Raw genomic sequence first — 23470 nt, 5'->3', positions numbered from 1 at the left:
ATATAGTTGAGCCATGGAACTCGAGATGGCGATCAACGAGTGGCACGAGAGCGTCAACGCAGGCGACCTGAGGCGATCGGCGGCCGCGGTCGGGGATCCCGTCGTGGTCCTCGGGCCGAAAGGCGCCGGGCCGATCACGTCCGCGCAGTTCGCCGACTGGGTGGATCGGTCGGGGATCAGGCTGAAACCGCGATCGTGGCATCCCGTCAGCGATCGCCTGATGGTGGTGGAGGAGGACGCGACCTGGCCCGAAAGCGCGGGGCCGACGCGGGTGGCGACCGTGTTCCGGGTGGGTGGCGGCAAGGTCACCGCGGCGCTCCGGCTGCCCGATCTGAAGTCGGCGCTCGAACTGGCGTACCTCTGCCGCGAGATGGCGGCGACCGAATGAGCGCCCCAGGTCCTGGTCAGGCGCTGTTCGCCTTCGTCCGGCACTGGTCGCGCCGGACGGCGGCCGTCGCCGATCAGGGGCGTCTCGTCCTCGTCTGCGAGGCGGCCCACTCCCTCGCCGAGCGCGGGGCCGGGACGACGGTGAACGCGATCGCCGTCGAGATCGGCCTCGACCAGAGCGGCGCGTCTCGGCTGGTCAAGGCCGCGATCGAGGCGGGGCATCTGGCCATGGAGGCCTCGCGGAGCGATGGGCGCCGTCGCGAGGTTTCGCTGACGGCGGCGGGCCGGGCCATGCTCGACCAGGCCCACCGCTGGCAGGAACAGGTTTTCGATCAGCTCACCGACGGATGGAGCGAGAAGCGGCGAAGCGAGTTTCGGCGGGCCATGAGCGATCTCATCGACCGCTCACATCTGCTACATGCTCCGTGAGGCGGCCGAAGCAGGACTGCCAGCCTTCGACGTGACTGTCGCGCTCCGCCACGGTCTCGAAGATCGCTTGGTGGAACGACATTTCCGTCTTGCCGTCGAGGTCGGAGAAGTCGACCGTGACGAGCGTGTCGTGCCCGCGGAAGCCTTCCGGCTCCTCCCAGGCGAAGCTGAAGACGAGCCGCTCCGGCGGGACGATCTCGTGGTAGACGCCTGACATCCACAGCACGGTCTCGCCGTCGCTGATGCAGGTGCGCCACTTGCCGCCCTCGGTGAGGTTGACGGTGCAGGACTTGCTGGTGAAGCCGGCCGGGCCCCACCACCGGGCGAGATGGTCCGGATCGGTCCACACGCGGAAGACGAGCTCGCGCGGCGCGTCGAGGAGACGGGTGATCGTCAGGTCGGTCATCGTGGTTCTCTTCCGCAGTTATTCAACCGAGAGGTTAATCAATGCCCTGGTTGAACTCTAGTGGGGTTGTCAACCTGGGCCGATCGCTGCGCGCACCACCTGTATCAGGCGAGCAAGGGTGGTCACTTCTCCTGGCGATTCCGGTGCTGCTTGGCGATCCTTGGTGCCAAGACGGAGTCATGGACCGTCTTGACCGAATCTGGCCAGCTGGGTGCCGGCGCGCCGGCCTCGTCAGCTTGCCTTGTGGCCGCGTGGGCCACCTTGCTCACTAGACCGTATTCCCAAAGCAGTTCGGTCCCAAGGCCGTTTTGAAGGGTCGTCAAGTCAACTCGCCGTCTGCTGACTGAATCGGCGAGCCTCACCATATAGCCGATATAGACGGTCAGATGTTGATGTTCCGTGAGTGACGCATAGGTTTCTCCGATGTAGCAAAGGCCTCCGGGAAACCAGAAGCCGAGAGCGATGTCGTCAACGTCCACATCGCCGGCGACCAGTCGGCGTCCCGTCTGGAAAAGCGACTCGCGGTGATGCGTGAAGTCGATGGAAAAATACTCGTTCATCAGGTCTGTGGTGGTCTTGTACCGCTCGGCTCTTCTCGCCATCGTCAGTGCGGAGAGGAATCCGCCGACGGAGCCGAAGAACGAGCCGACGGCAGCGGTGACGAACGGTAGCCACATCGGTTCAAGATACCCGGATCGGCGATCTCGGTGGCACCCGACGATTAGCCGTCGCCTGGTCCGTCGAGGATGACTCGCGACCCCCAAGAGTCGGAAACCGCCCCGACTGTCGGTGCCGGTCCGTACGGTCGCAGGCATGACTCTGCGCTCAGCACTCTGGCTGCCGATTTTCGACGACCTGGCCGACCCGGTGATCGTCGCGCGTCTCGCCGCCGAAGCCGAAGAAGCGGGCTGGCACGGCTTGTTCGTCTGGGACCACGTCCGCTGGCGCGAGCCGGTGCGCGCGATCGCCGATCCGTGGATCACCCTCGCCGCCGTCGCGTCCGCCACCGAGAATCTCGCCTTCGGCCCGATGGTCACGCCGCTGGCCCGCCGCCGTCCGGTCAAGCTCGCCCGCGAGACGGCCACGTTGGACCGGTTGGGCGGCGGACGGCTGATCCTCGGCGCGGGGCTCGGCAGCGACCGTTTCGGCGAGGAGTTCTCGAGGACCGGCGACGAACCGGACGATCGCAAGCGCGCAGAGATGCTCGACGAGTCGCTCGAGATCCTCACCGCTGCCTGGTCCGGCGAGCCCGTTCGGCACCACGGCGTGCACTACACGGTCGACGACATCACCTTCCTGCCTCGTCCCGCGCGTCCGGTACCCGTGTGGCTGGCCGGTTTCCCGGGGAAGACGAAGCCGATGCGCCGGGCCGCGCGGTACGACGGGTTCTTCCCGGTGAACCTGCCGCACGCGGACGAGTTCGCCGAGGCGGTCGAGACGATCACGGCGCTGCGCGAAGGCGACGAGAGGCCGTACGACTTCGCCATCGGGGTGCCCGCGGGCACGGATCTCGCGCCCTATGAACGGGCGGGCGCGACCTGGTGGATGGCCGAATTCCCCTGGGACGACCTGTCCGTCGACGCGGTGCGCGGCGTCTTGCGGGAGGGTCCGGCTTGACCCCCGCTTTAATATCTCTTTACTAAATGCGATACTGGACCGACGAGGGGAGTACTTCCCAAGAGCCTGCCCGGTCAGTACGGACATCCCGCCGATGTCCCCGGGAGGCCGCCCCACCGGGGTGAAGGAGACCTCGAACTTCGAGTTCGAGGAGGCTCCATGCCCGAGTCCGTGGCAACCGTGGGATCGCCGGCGTTGTGGGCGATCAGCATCGCCGTGCTGCTGGCACTGCTCGTCGCCGATTTCGCGGTGACCCGGCGTCCGCACGAGGTTTCGATGCGCGAGGCCGCCGGCTGGTCGGTCTTCTACCTGGCGCTTCCGGTGGTGTTCGGGCTCTGGTTGTGGCTCGAGTTCGGCGGCGGTCAGGCGCTCGAGTTCATGACCGGGTTCGTCGTCGAGAAATCCCTGTCGGTCGACAACCTGTTCGTCTTCATGCTGCTGCTCGCCGCCTTCGCGGTCCCGGCCGAGGTGCAGCAACGTGTGCTGCTGTACGGCATCGTGGGCGCGCTGGTGCTCCGCGGCGTGTTCATCGCGGCCGGTGCCGCCATGCTTTCGGCGGGAACCTGGGCGTTCCTCGTCTTCGGCGTCATCCTGTTCGCTTCGGCGGTCAAGATCCTGCGCGAGGCCATGTCCGGCGGTCAGAGCGAGCTGGACCTTTCGCAGCTGCGGTCGGTCCGGTTGCTGCGCAAGCTGATGCCGGTCACGGACGACTACCGCGGCACCCGGCTGACCGTGCGTGAACACGGACGCCGCGCGCTCACCCCGCTGGCGGTCGTGGTCGTCGCGGTCTTCGCGACCGACGTGGTGTTCGCGGTCGATTCCGTGCCCGCCGTGTACGGCATCACCGAAGACCCGTACCTCGTGTTCGCCACCAACGCCTTCGCCCTGATGGGCTTGCGTGCCTTGTACTTCGTGCTCCACTCGGCGCTCGCGAAGCTGGTCCACCTGAACCACGGCCTCGCGATCATCCTCGCCTTCATCGGCGTGAAGCTGGTCCTGCACTGGGCTCACGGGATCTGGCCGTCGGTGCCGCAGGTCCCGACCCCGGCCTCGCTGGGCGTGATCATCGCCGTCCTCGTCACGGTCTCGTTCACCAGCCTGTACGCACGCCGTCGCGAAGCCGCCCGGACGGCTCAGGAGTGAGCGATGATCACCGGACTCGTCGTCGGCTTCCTGATCGATCTGGCGGTCGCCGCCCTCTTCCTGGCCGCGCTGGTCCTGGTGGGTGCGGCGATGCGTCCGCCCCGGCCGCCACGCGGTCCCTGACCGTGGGAAACCTGGCGTGTCGGTGGTCCGCACCGGCGGCATGTCCCGTACGGCCGGTACGCTCCCGGTGGTTGAGAAGACAGCCGTCTTCTGTTCGCACGCCGGAAAAGCCGGTGAGGAAAGGTGGCTGTCCGTGTCCAACGCCGTGCGTCACGGCGAGCAGTCCCCGCCCCGTAGACCTTCCACTCAGCCGACCCGGTTGCATGTCCTGCTGGTCGAGGACGACGACGGCGACGCGCTCCTGGTCGAAGAGATGCTCGCGGACGCCGTCGAAAACCTGGAGCAGGTCGTCCTCGACAGGGTGACGACGCTCCAACGGGCACTTGCGCGGCCGATCACCGCCGACTGTGTGCTCCTGGATCTCCAGCTTCCGGACGCGACGGGCCTGACCGGTCTGACCAGGCTCCGGCAGCACGCGCCGTCGACTGCGGTGATCGTCCTGACCGGCCAGGAGGACGAGGCCACCGGGGTGGCGGCGCTGGGCGCGGGTGCCCAGGACTACCTGGTCAAACAGCATGTCGACGGCAGGCTTCTGGCGCGGACCCTCCGGTATTCCTGGGAACGCAGCCGTGCCGAACGCATCGAGCAGCAACTCCTGCAGCATCAGTTGCTGGCGAGGGAGAACGCGCGCCTCGAACGCGGCCTGCTGCCGACCCCGCTGGTGACCGATCCCCGGCTCGGGCTCGCGGTGCGATACCGGCCCGGCCGGAACGGGGCCTTGCTGGGCGGCGACTTCTACGACGCCGTCGAACTCCCCGACGGCACCCTGCAGCTGGTCATCGGGGACGTGTGCGGACACGGTCCGGACGAAGCGGCGCTCGGTGTCGCGCTGCGGATCGCGTGGCGTTCGGTCGTGCTCGCCGGGCTGCCGATGGCGGGAACACTGGCGTTGGTGGAGGAAATGCTGCGGCACGAGGCATTGGGGCCGCTGTTCGCCACCGTCTGCATGATCACGGTCGCTCCGGACCGCCGCTCGCTGAAGATGGCACTGGCCGGGCATCCGCAGCCGCTTTTGGTCGACGACTCGGGCGGCAGGCTGCTGTCCAGGGAAAAACTCGGCCCGCCGCTCGGCGTGGCGCCGGGTGCGGGATGGCGAGAGCTGACGGTGCCGATGGGACCGCGATGGTCACTGCTGCTGTACACCGACGGCCTTTTCGAAGGACGGGTCGAAGGCAGCGGCGAACGGGTCGGGCTCGAACGGATGGCCGCCGCCGCGCTGAACAGCCTGGACGCCGAGGGTGGTTCCGCCGCGGCGCTCGATCATCTGATCAGCGAGATGGACGTCCTGCACGGCGGTCCGCTGGACGACGACGTCGCGCTGGCGTTGCTCACGTTCGATTCCGGTGAGCAGTCGTGACGAAGCCCGTTTGGTCGATCAGCCGCTGGGCGGTGTTGTCCGGGGTGATCGCCGGTCTGCTGCTCGGGAGCGCGATCGTGGCCGGCGCCCTGGCCTTGACGAACCTCACCGATTCGCGCGCCAGGCTGCTGGACGTCACCGGTCCGCAGGTGCTGCAGTCCACCTCGCTCTCGACGGCGATGCTGAACCAGGAGACCGGTGTCCGCGGCTACATCCTGGCCGGACGTCCCGAGTTCCTGGAGCCGTACCGGGACGGACTGAGGGCCCAGGACGCGGCCGTCGCCGAGTTGCGGCGGCTCGGTGCAGTCTCCGGTACCGCGATCGGTGCCGATCTGGACCGGGTGCTGAGCGCCGCCGCGACGTGGCGGAACACGGTCATCGAACCCGTGCTCGCCGGGGCACCGGCCACCGGCGCACAGGTGGACGCGAGCAAACCGCTGTTCGACCAGGTCCGCGCGGCCCTGAGCGTGTTGCAGAACCGCCTGGAGGCCGACCGGCTGGACGCGCGGGAAGACCTGTCGGCCGCCGCCGAGGTCCTGCGGGCCATGCTCATCGTGATCGCTGTGCTGCTCTGTGCCGCGTTCGCGCTGGTCTTCCTTGTCCTGCACCGGAAACTGATCAAGCCGATCCGTCAGCTGGCCACCGAGGTCCGGGATGTCGCGCAGACCGACGTCCATCGCGAGGTCCGCGGCTCCGGTCCGAAGGAGATGCGGGAGCTGGCGTCCGATGTGGAGTCGCTGCGCTCGCGGATCCTCGACGAGGTCGCGCTGCTGGAGCGGGCGCAGGAACTGATCGTGACCCGGACCCGTGAGCTGGAGCGGTCGAACTCGGACCTGGAGCAGTTCGCCTACGTCGCGTCGCACGACCTCCAGGAGCCGCTGCGCAAGGTGGCCAGTTTCTGCCAGCTGCTCCAGAAGCGGTACCAGGGAAAACTGGACGAACGCGGGGACCAGTACATCGGTTTCGCCGTCGACGGCGCGAAACGGATGCAGGCGCTGATCAACGATCTGCTCGCCTTCTCCCGCGTCGGTCGCCGCCCGGGGGAAAGTGTCCTGCTGGAGTCCGGAGACCTGCTGGACGCCGCGCTGGGCAACCTCGAAGACGCGGTCGCCGAGTCCGGCGCCCGGGTCACCCACGGCGAGCTTCCCGCTGTACACGGGGAGAAATCCCTGCTGACGGCGGTCTTCCAGAACCTCGTCGGCAACGCGATCAAGTTCCGCGGCGAGGAGCCGCCGGAGATCGAGATCTCCGCGGAGCGGGACGGCGAGGACTGGCGGTTCTCCGTCACCGACAACGGGATCGGCATCAGCGACGAGTACGCCGAGCGGATCTTCGTGATCTTCCAGCGGCTGCACGGCCGCGGCGAATACCCGGGTACGGGGATCGGGCTGGCCCTGTGCCGCAAGATCGTCGAACACCACGGCGGGAGGATCTGGCTCGACACCAGTGTGCCGTCGGGGACCCGGTTCTGCTTCACCCTGCCCGCGACCCAGAACCCCGACGAAGGAAACGAGCAAGCATGACCGAGTCCTTGGAGCCGATCCACATCCTGCTCGTCGAAGACGACCCCGGCGACGTCCTCATGACGCAGGAGGCGTTCGAGCACCACAAGATCCGCAACACCCTCTCGGTCGTCTCCGACGGCGAGCAGGCCTTGCAGTTCCTGCGCAGGGAAGCGCCGTTCGAGGACGCGGAACGTCCGGGGCTGATCCTGCTCGACCTGAACCTGCCCCGCAAGGACGGCCGCGAGGTGCTCAGCGAGGTCAAGGCGTCGCCGGAGCTGCGCACCATCCCGGTCGTCGTGCTCACCACCTCCGAGGCCGAAGAGGACATCCTCCGCAGCTACGACCTGCACGCCAACGCCTATGTCACCAAGCCGGTCGACTTCGACCGGTTCATCGACGTGGTACGCCAGATCGACAACTTCTTCGTCACCGTGGTGAAGCTTCCCCGCTGAGCTCAGGGGAAACGGATCACGGTGATCCCGGCCAGCACGAAGAACACCAGCACCACCAGGGTGCCGCTGTGCCCGCCGGATGAACTGGTCACCACCTGCTCGACGGCGCCGGTCAGCCGCACGCCGCAGTCCGCGACGACGGTGTGCCTGCCCGCCTCGATCCGGGTGAACTCGACGGCCGCGGTGAAGGCGCCGGTGCCGTCGGCGTAGGCGCCACCGACGCGTTCTCCGTCCGACGTCGCGTGACGCGCTCGCCGGGGATGCAGCCCTTGCCCGTCGCGGACAGCGCGTCGCCGGGCTGCACGCTCGGCCGGTCGAGGACCAGGTCGTTCGGGCCCGGCGGGGTGGTGCTCGTCGACGGGACGTCCGTCGGCGGCGGGGGAGTGTCCGTTGTGGACGGTGGCGTCGTGGTCGGCGGCGGCGTCGTCGTGGTGACCGGAGTGGTCGGCGTGGTGGTCGTTCCCGGTCTGGTCGGGGTGGTCACCGGGACCGACGGCTTCGTCGTCGGAGGCACCTTCGTCGTCGGCGGCGCCGTGGTCACGGTCCCGGTCACGCGGAAGGTCGCGTTCCCGGTCAGCGGCCCGCCGGTCCGTGCGTTCGTGCAGGTGCCGGTGACGGTGTGGCCACCGGGTGTCGCGTTGCCCGGAACGGTCGCCCCGACCTGTCCGCTGGGGGCACCGACCGACGTGATGGCCGTTCCTTCCCACGTGAAAGAAATAGGTCCTTTGCACGGGGAGAAATTCCAGGAAATGGTGAAAGAACTCCCGGCGGGTCCGCTCGAAGGTTTCAAACCAACCGTGGACTGATAAGGGGACTGCTGCGCGTTTCCCGTCCCCACCTGGGAAAGCAGGAACAACAACCCGGTCACGGTGCCGAATATCAGGCGAACCACGATACGCATTGGGACGTCCCTCTCCTGTAAGTACTCGCTGTAGCATTCCGGACCAGTCGGCCGAGGAAAACAGGGGATGCGCAAAATGGGACGTGTCATCGCGGCAGGGGTTGCGTTGGGGCTGTGCGCGGTCCTCTTGGGCTCACCACCGGCCGATGCGGACGATGTCCTCGACGGCAGGCTCGACCTGGCGGTCACCCTCGACGACCGGCCGATCGCCAACGCCACGGTCATGATCGACCCGGCGAAACAGGTCGAGCTCACCGTCACGGCCACCAACAGTGGTGGGACCTCGGTCAAGGTCCGCAGCGTCCGGGTTTCCGGGGTGGCGCTGGCCCTGACCTTCTTCGCCTACGACACCACGGCGCCGTTCGAGGTCCCCGCGCACAGCCGGGTCACCAGGACCTTCGTGCTGGACATGGCGGATCTCTCCGGTCAGGCGATCGGGCTGCTCCCGTCGACGGTCGAACTGCTCGACGCGCAGCGCGGCACGCTCGGCGAGGCGACCACCGTGGCGGACATCCGCGGATCCTTCTGGTCCGTCTACGGCGCTTTCGGGCTCGCGATGCTCGTGCTGACCGTGTTGGCGTGGCTGACCGCCCTGCTCGCGCTCGCCCGCCACCGACTTCCCGCCAACCGGTGGCGGCGCGGCCTGCGTTTCCTGCCTGCCGGATTCGGCACCGGGCTCGTCGCCGTCGTCTCGCTGTCGGTGCTGCGGCTCGTCCCGCCGGAGCCGGCGATCGAGATCCCGGTGGTCCTCGGTGCCGCCGTGATCGCGTTCCTGCTCGGCTACCTGACCCCGCATCCCGCGCCGGGCCCCGGCGGCGACGAGACGGTCCGCTTTCCCGACGGCACCAAGGAATTCAACCGATGAGCGCACCCGCCGAGGTCGTCGCCGCGCTGCCGCAGTACGAGATCGGGCCCGCGATCGGCCAGGGCGGGATGGGGGTCGTCTTCGCCGGCGTCCACCGTTCGCTGCGGCGCGACGTCGCCATCAAACAGCTGCCATGGGACGTGCTGAACCACGCCGTCAGCAGCGAGCTCTTCGACCGCGAAGCGCGCGTGCTGGCCAGCCTCGACCATCCGCACATCGTGCCCGTGTACGACTACGTGCGCACCGGCCGTGAGCATCTGATGGTGATGGAACGGCTCGACGGCGGCACGGTGCACAGCCGGTTCCACAGTGGCGAGATCGGCGGGGAACAGGCCTGCGCGATCGGGCTGGCGATGCTCGCCGGGCTCCACGCGGCGCACGAAGCGGGCGTGCTGCATCTCGACGTCAAACCGAAGAACCTGCTCTTCACCACGCAAGGCGTGATGAAGGTGGCCGACTTCGGCATCGCGAAGGTGATCAGCGAGGGTGCCACCCTTGTCACGCACGGCGGCGAAGTCCTCGGCACACCCGCCTACATCGCGCCCGAGCAGGCGATGGGCAACGCGCTGAGCCCGGCGGCGGACGTCTACTCGGCGGGCACGGTGCTCTACGAACTGCTGTCCGGGAAGCTGCCGTTCGACAACACCCGTGGCGCGATCAGCATGATGCGCCAGCACATGTTCACCGATCCGCGCCCGATCGACGGCGTGCCGTCACCGCTCGCCGGGGTCGTCATGCGCAGCCTTTCGCGCGAACTCGACTCCAGGTACCGCGACGCGGAGACCTTCGCCGCCGACCTCGCCTCCGCCGCCACCGCCGTGTACGGGCCGGGCTGGCTCGAACGCTCTCGCGTGCCGGTGCGGCATCTCACCCCGAGAGTGATCTCCGCGATCGGCGCGGCGGTGCCCGCCGGAGACGGGCCGACCCGGCCGGTCCGGCGTCCCGCACCGGATCCGACGCTGTCGGCGACCCGCGCGGAACTCGAACCGGGGAAACGTCCGGGCTCGGTGCTCTGGTTCCGGCTGGCCGCGGCCGTCGCCGCGATCGTGCTCGTGGTGCTCACCCTGCTCACGCCGGAACGGTTGCCGCACGAGGCCACGACGCTGAAGATCGACGGCGTCGCGGCCTCGTCGGCGCCCCTCGACCTCAGCAAGACGTTCGCGGTGACGGGGGAGGGGAACCCCGGCCAGGTCACCCTCGCCCTTTCCGCCGCCGGGATCCCGCTCGGTTCCGCGTCGGCGGTCCCGAAACCCGAGGGCGAGGGCTTCCGTGCCGATCTCGCCTTTCCCGGTCTCACCCGGTGGATCGCCGGCGGCGCCGTCACCGCGACCCTGACCGCGGACGGCGTGCCGCGGACCTTCACCGTCGTCACCGAACAGCATCCGCTCGCGAGCGCGCTCGGCGCGGGCAGCCTGATCCTCGCCCTGTTCGCCTTGGCGTACTTGGAATCCGGGCTGCGGACCATCCGCAATGGACACCGCTGGCGGGGCGCGCTCGTCGGCGGGCCGGTGCTCGGCCTGCTGTTCGGCGCGACGGCGTGGCTGTGCGTCTCGGTGCTGAGAGTGCACGAGCCCGCGGTCCTCTTCGGCGTCGGTTGCGCGATCGTGGGTGCCGTGGCGACCGGTTTCGTGGTCGCGGCCGCCTGCGTCCGGCGCATGCGCTGAACCCGGGCGGCCCGCTCCCGGTCACGACTTGCGGTGCTTGCCCTCGTCGTCGGTGACCTCGAACTGCTCCTTGCGGACCTTGCCCGAGATCGTCTGGTCCTCGGTGACGGTCTCGGTCTTGAGCCTCGCCCGCTCGACCGCGACGGTTTCCTTGTCCACCACCGGTTTCTCGGCGTGCAGCACGACTTCCTGTTCGTCCTCGGCGATCTCGGCCCGCTCACCGCCCGGCTTCGTGATCGGCTCCCGTTCGATCCGGACCTCCTCGTGGCTGACCGGGACGGTGACCTGCTGCTCCTCGGTGACGACGTACTTGCGCAGCCGGACATGGCCGGTCTCGACCTGCTCGGTGCCGACGTTCAGCCGTTCCTCGGACCGCGTCATCGTGCGCTCGGCGTCCCGGTCCTTCCGGCCGGAATCCGCACGCGTGCCCGGGTCCATGCCCGCCTTGTCGCGGCCGGTGTCGCCCCGGCCCTGCGTCCGGTCGTCCATCCGGCCGTCCGGCGACGTCCGCGGCATCGGGAGCCCGTAATGCCGGTACAGCTGCGCGCTCTCCTCCGCGGACAAGTGGCCGTCGGCCTCGATCCGGGGCGCGTCGGTGACCGCGTCCTTGTCGACGCGGACGTGCACGCCTTCCTTGTCGGCGTGCGCTCCCGAGAGCGGGACGAAACTCTCCTTGGTGCCGAACAGGCCCGTTTTGACGGTGATCCATTCCGGCTGGCGCGTCGCGTCGGCGAGGTAGACGTTGCCCACCTTCCCGAGCTTGTTGCCGGTCGGGTCGACCACGGCACTGTCGATGAGTTCCTGCGGCTGCATGGTCTTCGCCATCGGTCCTGCTCCTCTCGAAAGATGCTGCTGAGAAGCCCACCGTCGGCCGGGCCGGTGATCATGGCAACCGTCGTGGTGCACCTGTGGGTGACCCCGGAAAGTGGTGGTTTGAAGCGCTGCTCGCGGGCTAGGAGCGGGACGTAGTCGCAGGTGGAAGCGGGTGTCCGGGTCGTGGCGAGCATGCCTGGGGGATGGCGCGAACGTGTGGTTCCGAAAATCGGATGCGGGGGCTTCCGGCCGTGTCCTACCCTCGTGAGCGTGATGCAGCAACTGCTGTTCCTCTGAGGAACGACGCCTCCACCGGTACCGCGAGCCGCGGTACCGGAGTTCGTTCTTCCTGCTCATCACCTTCACCGGAGGCAGTTCCTTCATGTCATCCCCTCTCTCGCCCGCGCCTGTGCGCGCGGCGCACGTCCGCCTGTCCGGCGTCCACCTCTCCTTCGGAGGACGGCCCGTGCTCTCCGGCGTCGATCTCGTCGCCGCGGCAGGCGACCGGGTCGCCATCGTCGGGGAGAACGGTCGCGGCAAGACCACTCTTCTCCGGGTGCTCGCCGGTGACCTGGCCGCTGATCGCGGCGAGGTGCATCGCTCGGGTTCGGTCGGCGTCGCCGATCAGCAGATCCCGCTCGGCGCGGCCGACACCGTCGGCGCGCTGATCGACCTCGAACTAGCCGCCGTCCGCGATGCGCTGAGTCGCCTCGAGGCCGCCACCGAAGCACTCAGCGAGGGTCTTCCGGGCGCGGACGACGTTTTCGCCGCCGCGTTGGAACAGGCCGAAGCCCTCGACGCGTGGGACGCGGACAGGCGCGTCGAAGTGTCGTTGGCGGCCTTGAACGCCGTGGACGACCGCGACCGTCCACTCGGGACACTCTCGGTCGGGCAGCGCCACCGGGTCCGGCTGGCGTGCCTGCTCGGCGCCGGGCATCCGGTCCTGCTGCTCGACGAACCGACGAACCATCTCGACGCGGCGGGCCTCGAACACCTCACCGAGCGGTTGCGCGCGTACCCGGGTGTGGTCGTGCTGGTCAGCCATGACCGGGCGTTGCTCGCGGACGTCGCCACGACGGTGATCGACCTCGATCCGTCGAGCGACGGCAGGCCGCGCGTCCACGGCGGCGGGTACGCGAGTCATGTCGAGGCCCGCCGAGCCGAACGCGCCCGCTGGGAGTCCGAGCACGCCGAGCAGATCGCCGAACGGCAACGGCTGGCCGACGACCTGTCCGCCGCCCGGAACCGGTTGCGGGACAACTGGCGTCCGCCCAAGGGCACCGGCAGGCATGTGCGTGCCACCCGCGCGCCCGGGCTGGTCCGCGCGGTCCACCGGCGGCAGGAGGAACTGGCCGGGCACGTGGTGGCCGTCCCGCCGCCACCCGCCCGGTTCTCCATGCCGGACTTGCCGTCACATGGCGGCGCGGTCCTGCTCCATGCCACCGGGATCACGGTGGCCGGACGGCTGGCGCGTCCGGTCGACGTGGCGCTGGAAAGCGGCGACCGGCTGGTGGTCACCGGCCCCAACGGAGCGGGAAAATCGACGCTCCTGAGCGTGCTGGCCGGAGAACTGGAACCGGACACGGGCACGGTCACACGCTCCCGATCGGCGAGGATCGGGCTGCTGGGACAGGAATCCGACCTGCCGGGCAGGCGGACGGCGATGGAGCTGTACGACGAACGGCTCGCCAGGTCGGGGATCTCCGGTCCGGGGCTGGGCGAACTGGGCCTGCTCGGCGGTTACGACCGCAACCGGCCGGTGGCCGAACTGTCGGTCGGCGCCCGGCGCCGGCTGGACCTGGCGCTCGTACTGGCCGGTCGCCCGCATGTCGTGCTGCTGGACGAACCGACCAACCACCTGTCCGCCACGCTCGTCGACGAGCTGACCGTCGCGCTCGGGACGACACCGGCCGCGGTGGTGATCGCGACGCACGACCGGCAGCTTTCGCGGGACACGGCGTCCTGGCCGAGGCTCGCGTTGTGAGCCGTCAAGCGTGGGCGAGGGTGTAGCGCACGGTCTGCGCCAGCACCACGCTCCCGTCGGGCTCGCGAAGCGGTTCGAGCTCCGCGAGCACGGCCTGGCGTACGGCGTCGAGGCGGTCTTCCGGGATCAGCTCCCAGAACATCCGCTGGCCGTGCGACCAGGACCAGGTGATCCAGTGCCCGGGGTCGGCGAACTTCACCGGATAGACGCGTTCCACGGACGTGACACCGGTGAAGCCCGCCGACTCCACGGCCTGGCCGAAACCTTCGAGAGTGGCGAACAGCCCCGACCTGATGGCCAGCGTCCAGGCCAGCTCCGGCGGTACGAACGGTTTGAACACCTCACGCACGGCGGCCCAGCGCGGATCGTCGGCGCCGAACGTCGTCACGCCCATGCGGCCGCCGGGCGCGAGGAGGCGATGCCAAGACCGCAGCCCGGCGACCGGATCGGGCAGGAAGAAAACCACGAACGACGCGAGGACCACGTCGAAGGCTGCGTCGGGCAACGTCGGTTCTTGGGCGTCCATAAGGGAAACCGAGGCGTTGACGCCGCGATCCTCGACGTCTTTCGCGGTGCGCTCGACCATTTCCGCGGACAGGTCGATCCCCAGCACCGATCCGCCCGCGCCGACCCGTTCGGCCGCCGGGAACAGCACCGCGCCCCGCCCGCAGCCGACGTCCAGCACCCGCTCGCCGGGGACGAGCGCGACCCGGTCGAGCAGTTCTCCGGCGAACGTGCCGAAGAAGTCGACCCCGAGGGCGTCGTAGGTCTCCGCCGTCCGGTCGAACAGCCGCGCCATCGCCTGCCGGGTGTAAGCGCTCATGCGCAGGACGATGGCCCGGCGAAAACGATGTTGTCAAACGGATGGCGGGGATTTGTCATGCGGGCTTGAGTGGTGACGGCGGGAACTCGGCCCGGCGTGTCAAATTTCTGCCGTGTGGGGGATGCGTCTCATGAGTGGACCGGGCGCACGGCGTGGCGTGAGCGAAGGCGTGACTCGCGTGATCAGAGACGTGACTCGCGTGATTGGAGGCCGCACTCGCGTGTTCCGCCTCTGATCACGGGAGTTCCGGCTTCGATCACGTGAGTGCGGTCTTACGAGAAGGCGCGGGAAACCTGCGAAAGCACGATCAGCCCGCACACCACCAGGTTCTTGTACTTGTGCTCCACCACGATGGCGACGAATTCGCGGATGGTGGCGCTCGGCCAGAAGTACCACGCCGTCGGCGACCCGATGACCTGGCCGTTCACCTTCGCGCGGCGGGCGATGAGGGCGGCGCGGAGCACGTGGAAGTTGTTCGTGACGACCGTGCAGCGGTAGTCCGCCTTCCGCTGCCGCATGATCTCGTCGCTGAAGGTGAGGTTCTCGAAGGTCGTCCGCGACCGGTCCTCGAGCAGGATCCGCTCCCTCGGCACGCCGTTCTCGACCAGATACCCGGCCATGGCGTGGGACTCGGGCAGGTCCTCGTCGGGTCCCTGCCCGCCCGAGGTGACCACCATCGGTTCGCCGCCGCGGCGGGCTTCGGCGTCGATCACGCGCCGGGCGCGGTTCAGGCGCCCGGCCAGCAGCGGCGGGACGCGGTGACCGTCCAGCAGCCCCGAACCCAGCACGACCACGAAATCCACGCCCTTCTCGGTGCGGATGCGGCCGTAGACGATCGAGTACAGGAGGAAGCAGACGAACAGGAACGAGAAGTAGACGACCAGCCCGTTCAGGATGCCCCGGACGATGTCGAGGGGCTCCCAGGCCAGTTGCGTGACGGTGGCGTTGAAGACGATCAGCGCGCAGATGCCGAGCCCCGCCAGCAGCGAAAGGACGTTGGCGAGCCTGCGTCCTTCCCGGCGGAGCATGGTGATCCCGTTGCAGATCAGGAAGACCGTCAGCGCGAGGACCGTCGGGATGATCAGCAGGATCACACCGACCGCGACGAAACCCGCCGCTTCGGGCGAAACCGAGGCGAGCAGCGCGATGAACGTCACGCCGAGGAAGAGGAGCGCGAAGAACAGGTAGAAGCCGTTCCGCAACCGGCGCCGGTCGCGCAGGAAGCTCACCAGGAACGCCGCGCAGCACAGGGCCGCGATGGCGAAGGGGATGGCAGCGGCCTCCACGGGAACTCCAGCCTTGGGACGATGCGGACACGCGGCGGCATTCAAACACACGACGGACCCGCCGAACGCACTTCCCGTTGGTGTGTCGCCTTCACTGACCCGAGTGAGTCAGCGCGCGCGTTGTACTGGCCGTTCGTCCCACACCGGTTCCGTCGTTTCCCGCACCTGCCCGTCCGAGCCGAACACGAGGTACCGATCGAAGGAGCGCGCGAACCAGCGGTCGTGTGTCACCGCGACAGTGGTGCCCTCGTACGCTTCCAGCGCCTGTTGCAGCGCTTCCGCCGAAGCGAGGTCGAGGTTGTCGGTCGGTTCGTCGAGCAGCAGGATGGTGGCGCCGCCGATCTCCAGCAGCAGGATCTGGAACCGCGCCTGCTGCCCGCCGGACAGCTTCTCGAACCGCTGATCGCCCTGCCCGTCGAGTTCGTAACGGCGCAGGACGTTCATCGCCGGCCCCCGGCTTCGCGCGTAGCCGGTCCAGAGGATGTCGACGAGCGTCTGCCCGAGCAGTTCGGGATGGGCGTGCGTCTGCGCGAAATGGCCGGGGACGACGCGGGCGCCGCGCTTCCAGCGTCCGTCGTGCGCGACGTCCTCACCGGCCAGCAGCCGCAGGAAATGCGACTTTCCGGAGCCGTTCGAGCCGAGTACCGCGACCCGTTCGCCGTAGAAGACCTCCAGATCGAAGGGTTTCATCAGGCCGCTGAGGTCGAGCCCTTCGCAGGTGACGGCGCGAACCCCGGTCCGGCCGCCGCGCAGGCGCATGGTGATCTTCTGCTCGCGCGGGGGAGCGGCAGGCGCTCCGGCCTCCTCGAATTTGCGCAGCCGCGTCTGCGCGGCGTGGTAGCGCGAAGCCATCTCGTCGCTGCGCGCGGCGTACTGGCGCATGTCGGCGACGAGTTTCTTGAGCTGGGCGTGCTTTTCGTCCCACCGGCGGCGGAGTTCCTCGAACCGTTCGAACCGTTCCGCACGCGCCTGGTGATAGGTGTCGAAACCGCCGCCGTGCACCCAGACATCGCCGCCGGCGGGCCCGGGCTCGACGCTGATGATCTTCTTCGCCGCTCGCGCGAGGAGTTCCCGGTCGTGCGAAACGAACAGTACGGTCTTCTGGGTCTCACGCAGCCGTTCTTCCAGCCACTGCTTGCCGGGGACGTCGAGGTAGTTGTCCGGCTCGTCGAGCAGGAGGACGCCGGATCCGCCGAGGAGCAGCGCCTCCAGCACCAGTCGTTTCTGTTCGCCGCCGGAGAGCGTGCGCACCTCGCGCCAGCGCGCCTTCTCGTACGGCAGGTTGAGCGCCGCCGTCGTGCACTTGTCCCAGACGACTTCGGCTTCGTAGCCGCGAGCGTCACCCCAGTCGCCGAGCGCCTGCGCGTACGCCATCTGGTTCGCTTCGTCGTCGCGTTCCATCAAGGCGAGCTCGGTCTCGTCGACGGCACGCGCGGCGGCGCGGAGCGCGTCCGGCGACACCGAGACGAGCAGGTCCCGCACGGTCCGTTCGTCGCGTACCGACCCGACGAACTGGGGCATCACCCCGAGCCCGCCGCTGATGGTCACCGAGCCCTCGCTGGGGGAGAGTTCCCCGGAGATGAGCCGCAGCAACGTCGTCTTGCCCGCCCCGTTGGCGCCGACGAGCGCGCAGACGCTGCCCTCCCCGACCCGGAACGAGACATCGTCGAGGAGAAGTCGTCCGTCGGGCAGGTGGTAATCGACATGCGCGACTTCCACGTGACCCATTTCGACAGACTGCCCGCGCACTCGGCGATCACGCAACGCAATATCTCCGGTAGTGTCGGCGACGTGGAGCGAACCTACTTCGGCGTGCGGCTCAAGCTGATGCTTGCGCTGTTCCTGCCCGAGTTGTTCGTCGTGCTCCCGGTCGTCGGCGGGATCAACCCGCTGAGCCTGGCCACCGCGCTGACGGCGTCGGTGGCGGTCGCGAACCCGCTCGGGCTGGCCGCCGCCCTGACCGCGTCCCTCGCCGCCGTCCTGCTCGCGCTCGCGGTGCATTTCCGCCTGGAACCGGCGGCCGCCGCGATGCGGGTGCGCGCCATCAGCCTGCGCGAACGCGCGCAGCTGTTCCTGAGCCTGCGCGATCCCGACGCGCGCGGCCGCGTCCGGCCCAGGGCTCCGTCACCGGGCATCGCGACTGCCTGACCTTTCTCGTCCGAAGGTGCGGCAGTCACTCCTGCCCGCATACCTTCGACCGACGGAGTGACCTGGTCATGTTCGATTTCTTTCTGTACCCCGTTTCCGCCATTCTCTGGTTCTGGCACAAGGTCTTCGGTGCCGTGTCGAGTCCCGACTCGGGCGTCGCCTGGGTGCTGTCCATCGTGTTCCTCGTCTTCACGCTGCGTCTCCTGCTGGTCAAACCCGCGCTCAGCGCGTTGCGCGCGGGCCGCCGCATGCAGGCGCTCGCCCCGGAAATGCGGCGGATCAAGGAGAAATACGGCAAAGATCGCCAGCGGATGGCGGAAGAGGTACGGAAACTGCACGCCGAAAGCGGCTCCAACCCGCTGGGCGGCTGTCTCCCGGCGCTGATCCAGCTCCCGGTGTTCCTGTCGCTGTACTGGGTCCTGCGCGATTTCACCCCGGGCGCCGCCTCGAACCACGTCTTCGACCACTCCGGTGTGCAGTCGTTCCTGAACGCGGACCTGTTCGGCGCGAAGCTCGGCAACTGGCTTTCGCAACCCGCGGCGGAACTGGCGGCGTTCGGCACGGACCACGTCCACATGATCGCCGTCGGTGTGCCGCTGATGCTGATCGCGAGCCTGGCCACGTTCCTCTCGATGCGGTCGGGACTCGCGCGGCAGTCCGCTCCGGAGACGGCCGGGATCACCAAGCTGATGATGTACCTGGCGCCGGTCGGCATGCTGGTCTCGGGATCGTTCTTCCCGGTACCGATCGGGGTGCTGCTGTACTTCCTGGCCACCAACGTGTGGACGCTGGGGCAGCAGCACTTCCTCACCAAGGTCGTCGACCGGGAGGAGGCGTCGCGAGCGACTTGATCGTCGGGACCGGTCCCGTCGGACGGCTTTACCCTCTGCCGGATGAAGAGCCAGACGAGAGCGCGTATCCGAGTGACCGTGGCGCTCGCCGTCGGCTGCCTGCTCGCGGGCTGAGCCACGAATCCGCCGGAACCGGAACCGAAACCCGCACCCCCGCCGTCTCCGACCGGCCCGGATCCCGCACTGGTCTCCTGGGCGGGCGGATACTGCGGCGCGGTCAAGGACATGCGGCTGATCGTCTACAGCATGGCCAAGGGCTACGACATCGAGACAGCCGCGGACCTGCCGAAGGCCGAGGAGTCGCTGAAGAAGCTGGACACCGCGCTGACCGCGGCGATCACCGGGCTCGAGAAGCTCCCGAAGATCGCTCAGGACGCCGATAAACTGGCCGCAGGCGAGCTGGCGTTCTATCGGAAGCTCCAGGGGAAGGTGACCGAGTTCCGCACCCTGCTGCCCCGAGGCGGCGTCGAATACGCCAAGGCCGCCCTCAATCTGAGCGGGGCCGATCTGGTCACGCATGTACCCGAGGTCAAGACCGGCGACGTGCCAGGCCTCGATCAGGCGATGAAGGCCGACAAGGCCTGCGAACTTGTCGGCTAGATCACGCGAAACAGGACCAAGAACTGTTCGGTACCGGCGTGTCGGGCAAAGCCCGATGGGGAATCATCGCGCTCGCCCGGGAACTGTTCCCGGGCGGGTGGGTGTTCCCGGCGCCGTCCGGCGCCGGGAACGCGTTCGCAGATGACGTCCGGTGAGGGACGCGGAGTCCTCGGCCAAAGCCGACGGCGTGCCCTCGAACACCACCGTCCCGCCTTCGGCACCCGCGCCCGGTCCGATGTCGATGACATGGTCGGCGTGCGCGATCACCCGCTGGTCGTGTTCGATCAGGACGAGGGTCGCGCCACCGTCGACGAGTTCGTCGAAGAGCGCGAGCAACCGGTCGACGTCGCTGCCGTGCAGTCCGGCCGTGGGTTCGTCGAGGATCAGGCGCAGTTCGTGCGCGGGGCCGGCGTCGGCGAGGTGCCTGGCGAGCAGCAGCCGTTGCCTTTCGCCGCCCGACAAGGTGTCGAGGCTTTGCCCGATCGTCAGGTAGCCGAGCCCGACGCGGTCCAGCCAGCGCGACCGCTGCCCGATGGGGGACCGCTCGCCGAACAGCGCGGCGACGTCCGCCGGGTTCATCACCAGCACGTCGGAGATGGTCCGGCCGTGCAGGCGCGCGGCGAGCGCGTCCGGGTTGAACCGGGTGCCGCCACAGGCGTCGCAAGCGGTCTGGACGTCGTCGAGGAAGGCCAGGTCCGTGATGATGACGCCTTTTCCCTTGCAGACCGGGCAGGCCCCGCGGCCGTTCGCGCTGAACCACGACGGATGTTTCCCCGTGGCCTTCCCGAAGGTTTCGCGGATGGGCTCGGCGATACCGAGCACCGTGGCGGGCGTCGACCGGATGCCACCACGCAGCGGAGCCTGTTCGACGACGACGAAATCGGGATGCCGCCGGGGGAGTTCGCCGGTGATCAGGGTGCTCTTGCCGGAGCCGGCGACCCCCGAAACGACGGTCAGGACGCCGAGCGGCACGTCGACGGTGACGTCACGGAGGTTGTGGCTGCGGGCGCCGGAGATCGTCACGGCACCTCGCGCGACGCGGGTCCGCTCGCGGAAGCGAAGCGGGACACCGAGGATCCGTCCGGTTTCGGTACCGGTCGTGAGGAGTTCGCCGGGGCCGCCCTCGAACTGGACGCGTCCGCCGCCGTCGCCTCCGGCGGGCCCGAGGTCGATGACGTGGTCGGCGGCCGCGATGACCGCGGGATGGTGTTCGACCACGAGGATCGTGTTGTGCGCGTCGCGGAGCCTGGCCAGCAGTTCGAGCAGGCGGTGCACGTCGTGCGGGTGCAGGCCCGTGCTGGGTTCGTCGAACACGTAGCAGACGTCGCTGAGCGCGCTGCCGAGATGGCGGACGATCTTGACGCGCTGGGCCTCACCGCCGGACAACGTCCGCGACTCCCTCGACAGGCTGAGGTAGCCGAGACCGACGGAATCCAGCGCGTCGAGGCGTTCCCGGATCGCCTGTGACAGCGGGGCCACCGACGGATCGCGCACGGCCGCGACGACGTCACGCAGCTCGCCGACCGGCATGGCGGACCAGTCCGCGATGGACCGCCCGTCGATCAGGCTTCCGCGTGCCGCCTCGGAAAGGCGGGTTCCCGAGCACTCCGGGCAGACGCCGCGGGTGACGACTCCGGCCAGTCCTTCCTGTTCCTCGGCCGTGAGGCGCGACGGCGTCTTGCGCAGGTACGAATCCCGCAAGCGCGGGACTATGCCGTCGAACAGGCCGTGCTTGGGGTATTCGGAGCCGGGGTCGTCGAGGGGGAGTGCTTCGGCGTACAGCAGGGTCTCGAGCTTCGCCGCCGGTAACCGTCCTAACGGGACGTCGGGATCGACGAGTCCGGAATGGACGAGCCGTTTCCAGCGGTAGGTCCCGGGTGCGAACGTCGGGAACCGCACGGCGCCTTCGCGCAGGCTTCGCGAGCGGTCGAGCAGCCGGTCGAGGTCGATGTCGTCGACCGTGCCGAGCCCTTCGCAGCGCGGGCACATCCCGGCCGGATCGTTGAACGAGTAGGCGGGCGAGAACCCGGCGCCCGGCTTTCCGAGGCGGGAGAACAGGAGGCGCAGCAGCGGCGCGATGTCGCTCGCCGTGCCCACGGTGGACCGCGCGTTGCCGGTGAACCGGCGCTGATCGACGATCGTGGTGAAGACGAGGCCGTCGATCCGGTCGACGTCGGCGGGCGGATGCTGGGGGAGCCGGTTCCGGACGAAGGCGGGATAGGTGCCGGTGACCAGGCGCTCGGCTTCGGCCGCGATGGTGTCGAACGCGAGCGACGACTTCCCGGAGCCCGATACGCCGGTGAACACCGTCAGCCGGTGTTTCGGCACCCGCACCGAGATGTCGCGGAGGTTGTGCGTCCGGGCTCCTTCCACGGTGATCCACCGGCCTCGGTCAGCTTGAACTTTCGCCATGAACCGAGGCTACGATGAGTTGTGGCCGGATTACGGCCACAACTAGCGGGAGGTGTCGTGACGGAACCACGGGAACGGATGCTGCGGCTGCTGTCGCTCCTGCAATCCGGCCGGGCTTGGCCCGCCGCCGAACTCGCGACGGCCATGGACGTCCCGCCGCGCACCCTGCGCCGGGACATCGACCACCTGCGCGGCCTGGGCTATCCCGTGGAGAGCAGCCGCGGTCCGGGAGGCAACTATCGACTGGTCGCGGGCACCGCGCTGCCGCCGCTGATGCTGGAACACGACGAGGCGATCGCCACCGTGCTCGGCCTGCGACTCGCCGCCGCGGGTGGAACCGGCGTGGACCTGACCGCCGAATCGGCCGACCGTGCCGCCGCGAAACTCCGGCGTGTGCTGCCGTCGGCACTGCGACGGCGGACCGACGAAATGCTCGCCGCGGTCGAGTTCGGAACCGGCGAACGGCCGCGAGTCGCCCAAGACGTCCTGAACGTCCTCGCCGCGGCGATCGCGGCTCGGCGGTGCCTCGAGTTCGCGTACACGGGCAAGGACGGCCCGTCGTCGCGGACGGTCGAGCCGATGCGGCTCGTCCAGCTCGGCAGGCGGTGGTATCTCTACGCCTGGGACCTCGGCAGACGCGATTGGCGGAGCTTCCGGCTCGACCGGATCGGCGCGCCGTCGATGACCGAGGTGGCGTTCGAGCCGCGTCCGCTCCCCGTGGAGGATGTCGCGGCGCATCTCCAGGAACGCTTCCACAGCCCGAAATCCCTCCGGATCACGCTGACCCTCGACGTCGGCGCGGACGAGGCCGCGGCCCGGCTTCACCGGGTCGACGGGAGCTTCGAGGCTCTTGGGGAGGACAGGTGCCGATACGTCGCGTACGTCGATTCGTTCGAGTGGCTGGCGGTGGTTCTGACGCTCACGGATATCGGGTTCACGGTGGAGGAACCGGCGGAATTCGCCGAGTACCTGGTGCGGACGGGGGAGCGGCTGCTGCGGGGCGCCGCTCGCTTGCCAAGTACATGAAGGCCCCCTTCCTTGCGCCTAGGTACAGGAAGGGGGCCTTCAGGTACTTCTGGGCCGCCACTCAAGAGGGCTGAGGCCACTGCTGACCGCGCGTCCAGGACTCCAGCACCATCAGCGTCTTCGTACCCGTCACCTGGTGATGCCGCCGGATCTCGTCGATGGTGCGCTGCAGGTGGCCCATGTCCCGCACCCGCAGCCAGACGAGCGCGTCGGGGTCGCCCGCGATGGTGAACACCGCCTGGGCCTCGGGCATCCGGGTGGTGGTGCGGACGATCTCGCCGACCTTGGTGGTCCCGGTGAACCGCAGTTCGGTGAACGCCTCGATGCCCCAGCCGAGTTTGGCGTGGTCGATCTGGACGGTGTAGCCGACGATGACGCCGTTCTCCTGCATGCGGTCGATCCGGCGTTTGACCGCCGCGGTGGACAGCGTGACGCGGGCCCCGATGTCGCCCAGGGTGCGCCGAGCGTCCTCCCGCAGCAGTTCGAGGATCTCGCGATCGGTCTCGTCGATGAGCTGGTCCGCCATGAGCCAGGATGGTACGCAGACGCAACGGATATCGGCCAGCGGAGAAGATGGGCCGGATTTTTTGCGTGCCGGGTGCCAATAGACTGCCGCCTGTTGCGACGGCCCGCGCGGTCGGGTCTCCTGTCGTGACGTCACGCGGGGGTGCCGAAGGA

Annotated in this window: 23 protein-coding genes; 15 read left to right on the top strand and 8 right to left on the bottom strand. The window is 68.8% G+C overall.

The features are described from left to right. Positions 1 to 13: 13 nt before the first annotated feature. Together DMC64_RS28740 and DMC64_RS28735 are read left to right on the top strand one after the other, a co-directional pair. Positions 14 to 388, top strand: a complete 375-nt coding sequence (locus tag DMC64_RS28740) for a hypothetical protein (RefSeq protein WP_125736054.1) — start codon at positions 14 to 16, stop codon at positions 386 to 388. Continuing rightward, a complete protein-coding gene (locus tag DMC64_RS28735) occupies positions 385 to 816 on the top strand; it encodes a MarR family winged helix-turn-helix transcriptional regulator (RefSeq protein ID WP_125736053.1) in 432 nt (143 codons plus the stop codon). The genes DMC64_RS28740 and DMC64_RS28735 overlap by 4 nt, the downstream gene beginning before the upstream one ends. Here DMC64_RS28735 and DMC64_RS28730 read toward each other — a convergent pair. Together DMC64_RS28730 and DMC64_RS28725 are read right to left on the bottom strand one after the other, a co-directional pair. Next, positions 782 to 1222 carry an SRPBCC domain-containing protein gene (locus DMC64_RS28730; RefSeq protein ID WP_125736052.1) on the bottom strand — a complete coding sequence of 147 codons (441 nt, stop codon included), beginning with the start codon at positions 1220 to 1222 and terminating at the stop codon, positions 782 to 784. The two genes, DMC64_RS28735 and DMC64_RS28730, sit on opposite strands and share 35 nt — an antisense overlap. A 122-nt stretch (positions 1223 to 1344) precedes the next feature. After that, a complete protein-coding gene (locus DMC64_RS28725) occupies positions 1345 to 1899 on the bottom strand; it encodes a hypothetical protein (protein ID WP_125736051.1) in 555 nt (184 codons plus the stop codon). Between the two features lie 136 nt (positions 1900 to 2035). On the opposite strand from DMC64_RS28725, the gene DMC64_RS28720 reads away from it, so the two are divergent. The 8 genes from DMC64_RS28720 (at position 2036) to DMC64_RS28680 (ending at position 10849) form a co-directional block, all read left to right on the top strand. Further along, a complete protein-coding gene (locus DMC64_RS28720) occupies positions 2036 to 2839 on the top strand; it encodes an LLM class flavin-dependent oxidoreductase (protein ID WP_125736050.1) in 804 nt (267 codons plus the stop codon). Between the two features lie 159 nt (positions 2840 to 2998). After that, positions 2999 to 3982, top strand: coding sequence for a TerC/Alx family metal homeostasis membrane protein (locus DMC64_RS28715; RefSeq protein WP_125736049.1), 984 nt, complete (start codon positions 2999 to 3001; stop codon positions 3980 to 3982). A gap of 256 nt (positions 3983 to 4238) precedes the next feature. Then, complete coding sequence (locus tag DMC64_RS28710; RefSeq protein ID WP_125736048.1) at positions 4239 to 5462, top strand: PP2C family protein-serine/threonine phosphatase; 1224 nt, start codon at positions 4239 to 4241, stop codon at positions 5460 to 5462. Further along, entirely contained in the window at positions 5459 to 6985 is a 1527-nt protein-coding gene (locus tag DMC64_RS28705) for an ATP-binding protein (RefSeq protein WP_125736047.1), read from the top strand. Before DMC64_RS28710 ends, DMC64_RS28705 begins: the two co-directional genes overlap by 4 nt. Next, positions 6982 to 7419 carry a response regulator gene (locus DMC64_RS28700; protein WP_038512078.1) on the top strand — a complete coding sequence of 146 codons (438 nt, stop codon included), beginning with the start codon at positions 6982 to 6984 and terminating at the stop codon, positions 7417 to 7419. The genes DMC64_RS28705 and DMC64_RS28700 overlap by 4 nt, the downstream gene beginning before the upstream one ends. Before the next feature lie 143 nt (positions 7420 to 7562). Beyond that, complete coding sequence (locus DMC64_RS28690; RefSeq protein WP_233629850.1) at positions 7563 to 8225, top strand: hypothetical protein; 663 nt, start codon at positions 7563 to 7565, stop codon at positions 8223 to 8225. 171 nt (positions 8226 to 8396) lie between these two features. Continuing rightward, positions 8397 to 9185 (top strand): hypothetical protein, encoded by a 789-nt coding sequence (locus tag DMC64_RS28685; RefSeq protein WP_125736046.1) that lies wholly within the window; start codon positions 8397 to 8399, stop codon positions 9183 to 9185. After that, positions 9182 to 10849: a serine/threonine-protein kinase gene (locus DMC64_RS28680; RefSeq protein ID WP_125736045.1), complete on the top strand. Its 1668-nt coding sequence runs from the start codon at positions 9182 to 9184 to the stop codon at positions 10847 to 10849. Before DMC64_RS28685 ends, DMC64_RS28680 begins: the two co-directional genes overlap by 4 nt. A 21-nt stretch (positions 10850 to 10870) precedes the next feature. Here the strand turns inward: DMC64_RS28680 and DMC64_RS28675 are convergent, their stop codons facing one another. Further along, the gene (locus DMC64_RS28675; RefSeq protein WP_125736044.1) at positions 10871 to 11674 is read right to left on the bottom strand and encodes a DUF2382 domain-containing protein; all 804 of its coding nucleotides are present in this window, start codon (positions 11672 to 11674) and stop codon (positions 10871 to 10873) included. Between the two features lie 370 nt (positions 11675 to 12044). On the opposite strand from DMC64_RS28675, the gene DMC64_RS28670 reads away from it, so the two are divergent. Beyond that, positions 12045 to 13646, top strand: a complete 1602-nt coding sequence (locus DMC64_RS28670; RefSeq protein WP_125736043.1) for an ABC-F family ATP-binding cassette domain-containing protein — start codon at positions 12045 to 12047, stop codon at positions 13644 to 13646. Positions 13647 to 13650: 4 nt separating this feature from the next. On the opposite strand, the gene DMC64_RS28665 is transcribed toward DMC64_RS28670, so the two are convergent. From DMC64_RS28665 to DMC64_RS28655, 3 genes are all read right to left on the bottom strand, one after another. Continuing rightward, positions 13651 to 14469: a class I SAM-dependent methyltransferase gene (locus tag DMC64_RS28665; protein WP_125736042.1), complete on the bottom strand. Its 819-nt coding sequence runs from the start codon at positions 14467 to 14469 to the stop codon at positions 13651 to 13653. A gap of 272 nt (positions 14470 to 14741) precedes the next feature. Continuing rightward, the gene (locus DMC64_RS28660; protein ID WP_081975836.1) at positions 14742 to 15755 is read right to left on the bottom strand and encodes a YdcF family protein; all 1014 of its coding nucleotides are present in this window, start codon (positions 15753 to 15755) and stop codon (positions 14742 to 14744) included. A gap of 108 nt (positions 15756 to 15863) precedes the next feature. Next, positions 15864 to 17483 (bottom strand): ABC-F family ATP-binding cassette domain-containing protein, encoded by a 1620-nt coding sequence (locus DMC64_RS28655; RefSeq protein ID WP_125736041.1) that lies wholly within the window; start codon positions 17481 to 17483, stop codon positions 15864 to 15866. A 63-nt stretch (positions 17484 to 17546) separates the two neighbouring features. On the opposite strand from DMC64_RS28655, the gene DMC64_RS28650 reads away from it, so the two are divergent. From DMC64_RS28650 to DMC64_RS28640, 3 genes are all read left to right on the top strand, one after another. Continuing rightward, the gene (locus DMC64_RS28650) at positions 17547 to 17903 is read left to right on the top strand and encodes a DUF6412 domain-containing protein (RefSeq protein WP_016335128.1); all 357 of its coding nucleotides are present in this window, start codon (positions 17547 to 17549) and stop codon (positions 17901 to 17903) included. A 68-nt stretch (positions 17904 to 17971) separates the two neighbouring features. Next, a complete protein-coding gene (yidC, locus tag DMC64_RS28645; RefSeq protein ID WP_125736040.1) occupies positions 17972 to 18754 on the top strand; it encodes a membrane protein insertase YidC in 783 nt (260 codons plus the stop codon). A 225-nt stretch (positions 18755 to 18979) separates the two neighbouring features. Beyond that, positions 18980 to 19354, top strand: a complete 375-nt coding sequence (locus tag DMC64_RS28640) for a hypothetical protein (RefSeq protein ID WP_125736039.1) — start codon at positions 18980 to 18982, stop codon at positions 19352 to 19354. Between the two features lie 63 nt (positions 19355 to 19417). On the opposite strand, the gene DMC64_RS28635 is transcribed toward DMC64_RS28640, so the two are convergent. Further along, on the bottom strand, positions 19418 to 21766 hold the full coding sequence (locus DMC64_RS28635) for an excinuclease ABC subunit UvrA (protein ID WP_233629849.1): 2349 nt from the start codon (positions 21764 to 21766) through the stop codon (positions 19418 to 19420). 57 nt (positions 21767 to 21823) lie between these two features. On the opposite strand from DMC64_RS28635, the gene DMC64_RS28630 reads away from it, so the two are divergent. Further along, positions 21824 to 22792, top strand: coding sequence for a YafY family protein (locus DMC64_RS28630; RefSeq protein WP_233629848.1), 969 nt, complete (start codon positions 21824 to 21826; stop codon positions 22790 to 22792). Between the two features lie 61 nt (positions 22793 to 22853). Here DMC64_RS28630 and DMC64_RS28625 read toward each other — a convergent pair whose 3' ends face one another. Further along, on the bottom strand, positions 22854 to 23318 hold the full coding sequence (locus DMC64_RS28625) for an Lrp/AsnC family transcriptional regulator (protein WP_125736038.1): 465 nt from the start codon (positions 23316 to 23318) through the stop codon (positions 22854 to 22856). Positions 23319 to 23470 lie beyond the last annotated feature (152 nt).

Source organism: Amycolatopsis sp. WAC 04197 (genome assembly GCF_003947475.1).
In the GTDB taxonomy this organism is placed as follows: Bacteria; Actinomycetota; Actinomycetes; order Mycobacteriales; family Pseudonocardiaceae; genus Amycolatopsis; species Amycolatopsis japonica.
This window is presented reverse-complemented; position numbering and strand designations above follow the sequence as displayed.

Bases quoted from the DNA above. Each gene is read 5' to 3' on its own strand.
- DMC64_RS28740 (WP_125736054.1), top strand. From the start codon at position 14: ATGGAACTCGAGATGGCGATCAACGAGTGGCACGAGAGCGTCAACGCA.
- DMC64_RS28735 (WP_125736053.1), top strand. From the start codon at position 385: ATGAGCGCCCCAGGTCCTGGTCAGGCGCTGTTCGCCTTCGTCCGGCAC.
- DMC64_RS28730 (WP_125736052.1), bottom strand. From the start codon at position 1,222: ATGACCGACCTGACGATCACCCGTCTCCTCGACGCGCCGCGCGAGCTC.
- DMC64_RS28725 (WP_125736051.1), bottom strand. From the start codon at position 1,899: ATGTGGCTACCGTTCGTCACCGCTGCCGTCGGCTCGTTCTTCGGCTCC.
- DMC64_RS28720 (WP_125736050.1), top strand. From the start codon at position 2,036: ATGACTCTGCGCTCAGCACTCTGGCTGCCGATTTTCGACGACCTGGCC.
- DMC64_RS28715 (WP_125736049.1), top strand. From the start codon at position 2,999: ATGCCCGAGTCCGTGGCAACCGTGGGATCGCCGGCGTTGTGGGCGATC.
- DMC64_RS28700 (WP_038512078.1), top strand. From the start codon at position 6,982: ATGACCGAGTCCTTGGAGCCGATCCACATCCTGCTCGTCGAAGACGAC.
- DMC64_RS28685 (WP_125736046.1), top strand. From the start codon at position 8,397: ATGGGACGTGTCATCGCGGCAGGGGTTGCGTTGGGGCTGTGCGCGGTC.
- DMC64_RS28680 (WP_125736045.1), top strand. From the start codon at position 9,182: ATGAGCGCACCCGCCGAGGTCGTCGCCGCGCTGCCGCAGTACGAGATC.
- DMC64_RS28675 (WP_125736044.1), bottom strand. From the start codon at position 11,674: ATGGCGAAGACCATGCAGCCGCAGGAACTCATCGACAGTGCCGTGGTC.
- DMC64_RS28670 (WP_125736043.1), top strand. From the start codon at position 12,045: ATGTCATCCCCTCTCTCGCCCGCGCCTGTGCGCGCGGCGCACGTCCGC.
- DMC64_RS28665 (WP_125736042.1), bottom strand. From the start codon at position 14,469: ATGAGCGCTTACACCCGGCAGGCGATGGCGCGGCTGTTCGACCGGACG.
- DMC64_RS28655 (WP_125736041.1), bottom strand. From the start codon at position 17,483: ATGGGTCACGTGGAAGTCGCGCATGTCGATTACCACCTGCCCGACGGA.
- yidC (WP_125736040.1), top strand. From the start codon at position 17,972: ATGTTCGATTTCTTTCTGTACCCCGTTTCCGCCATTCTCTGGTTCTGG.
- DMC64_RS28640 (WP_125736039.1), top strand. From the start codon at position 18,980: ATGCGGCTGATCGTCTACAGCATGGCCAAGGGCTACGACATCGAGACA.
- DMC64_RS28635 (WP_233629849.1), bottom strand. From the start codon at position 21,766: ATGGCGAAAGTTCAAGCTGACCGAGGCCGGTGGATCACCGTGGAAGGA.
- DMC64_RS28625 (WP_125736038.1), bottom strand. From the start codon at position 23,318: ATGGCGGACCAGCTCATCGACGAGACCGATCGCGAGATCCTCGAACTG.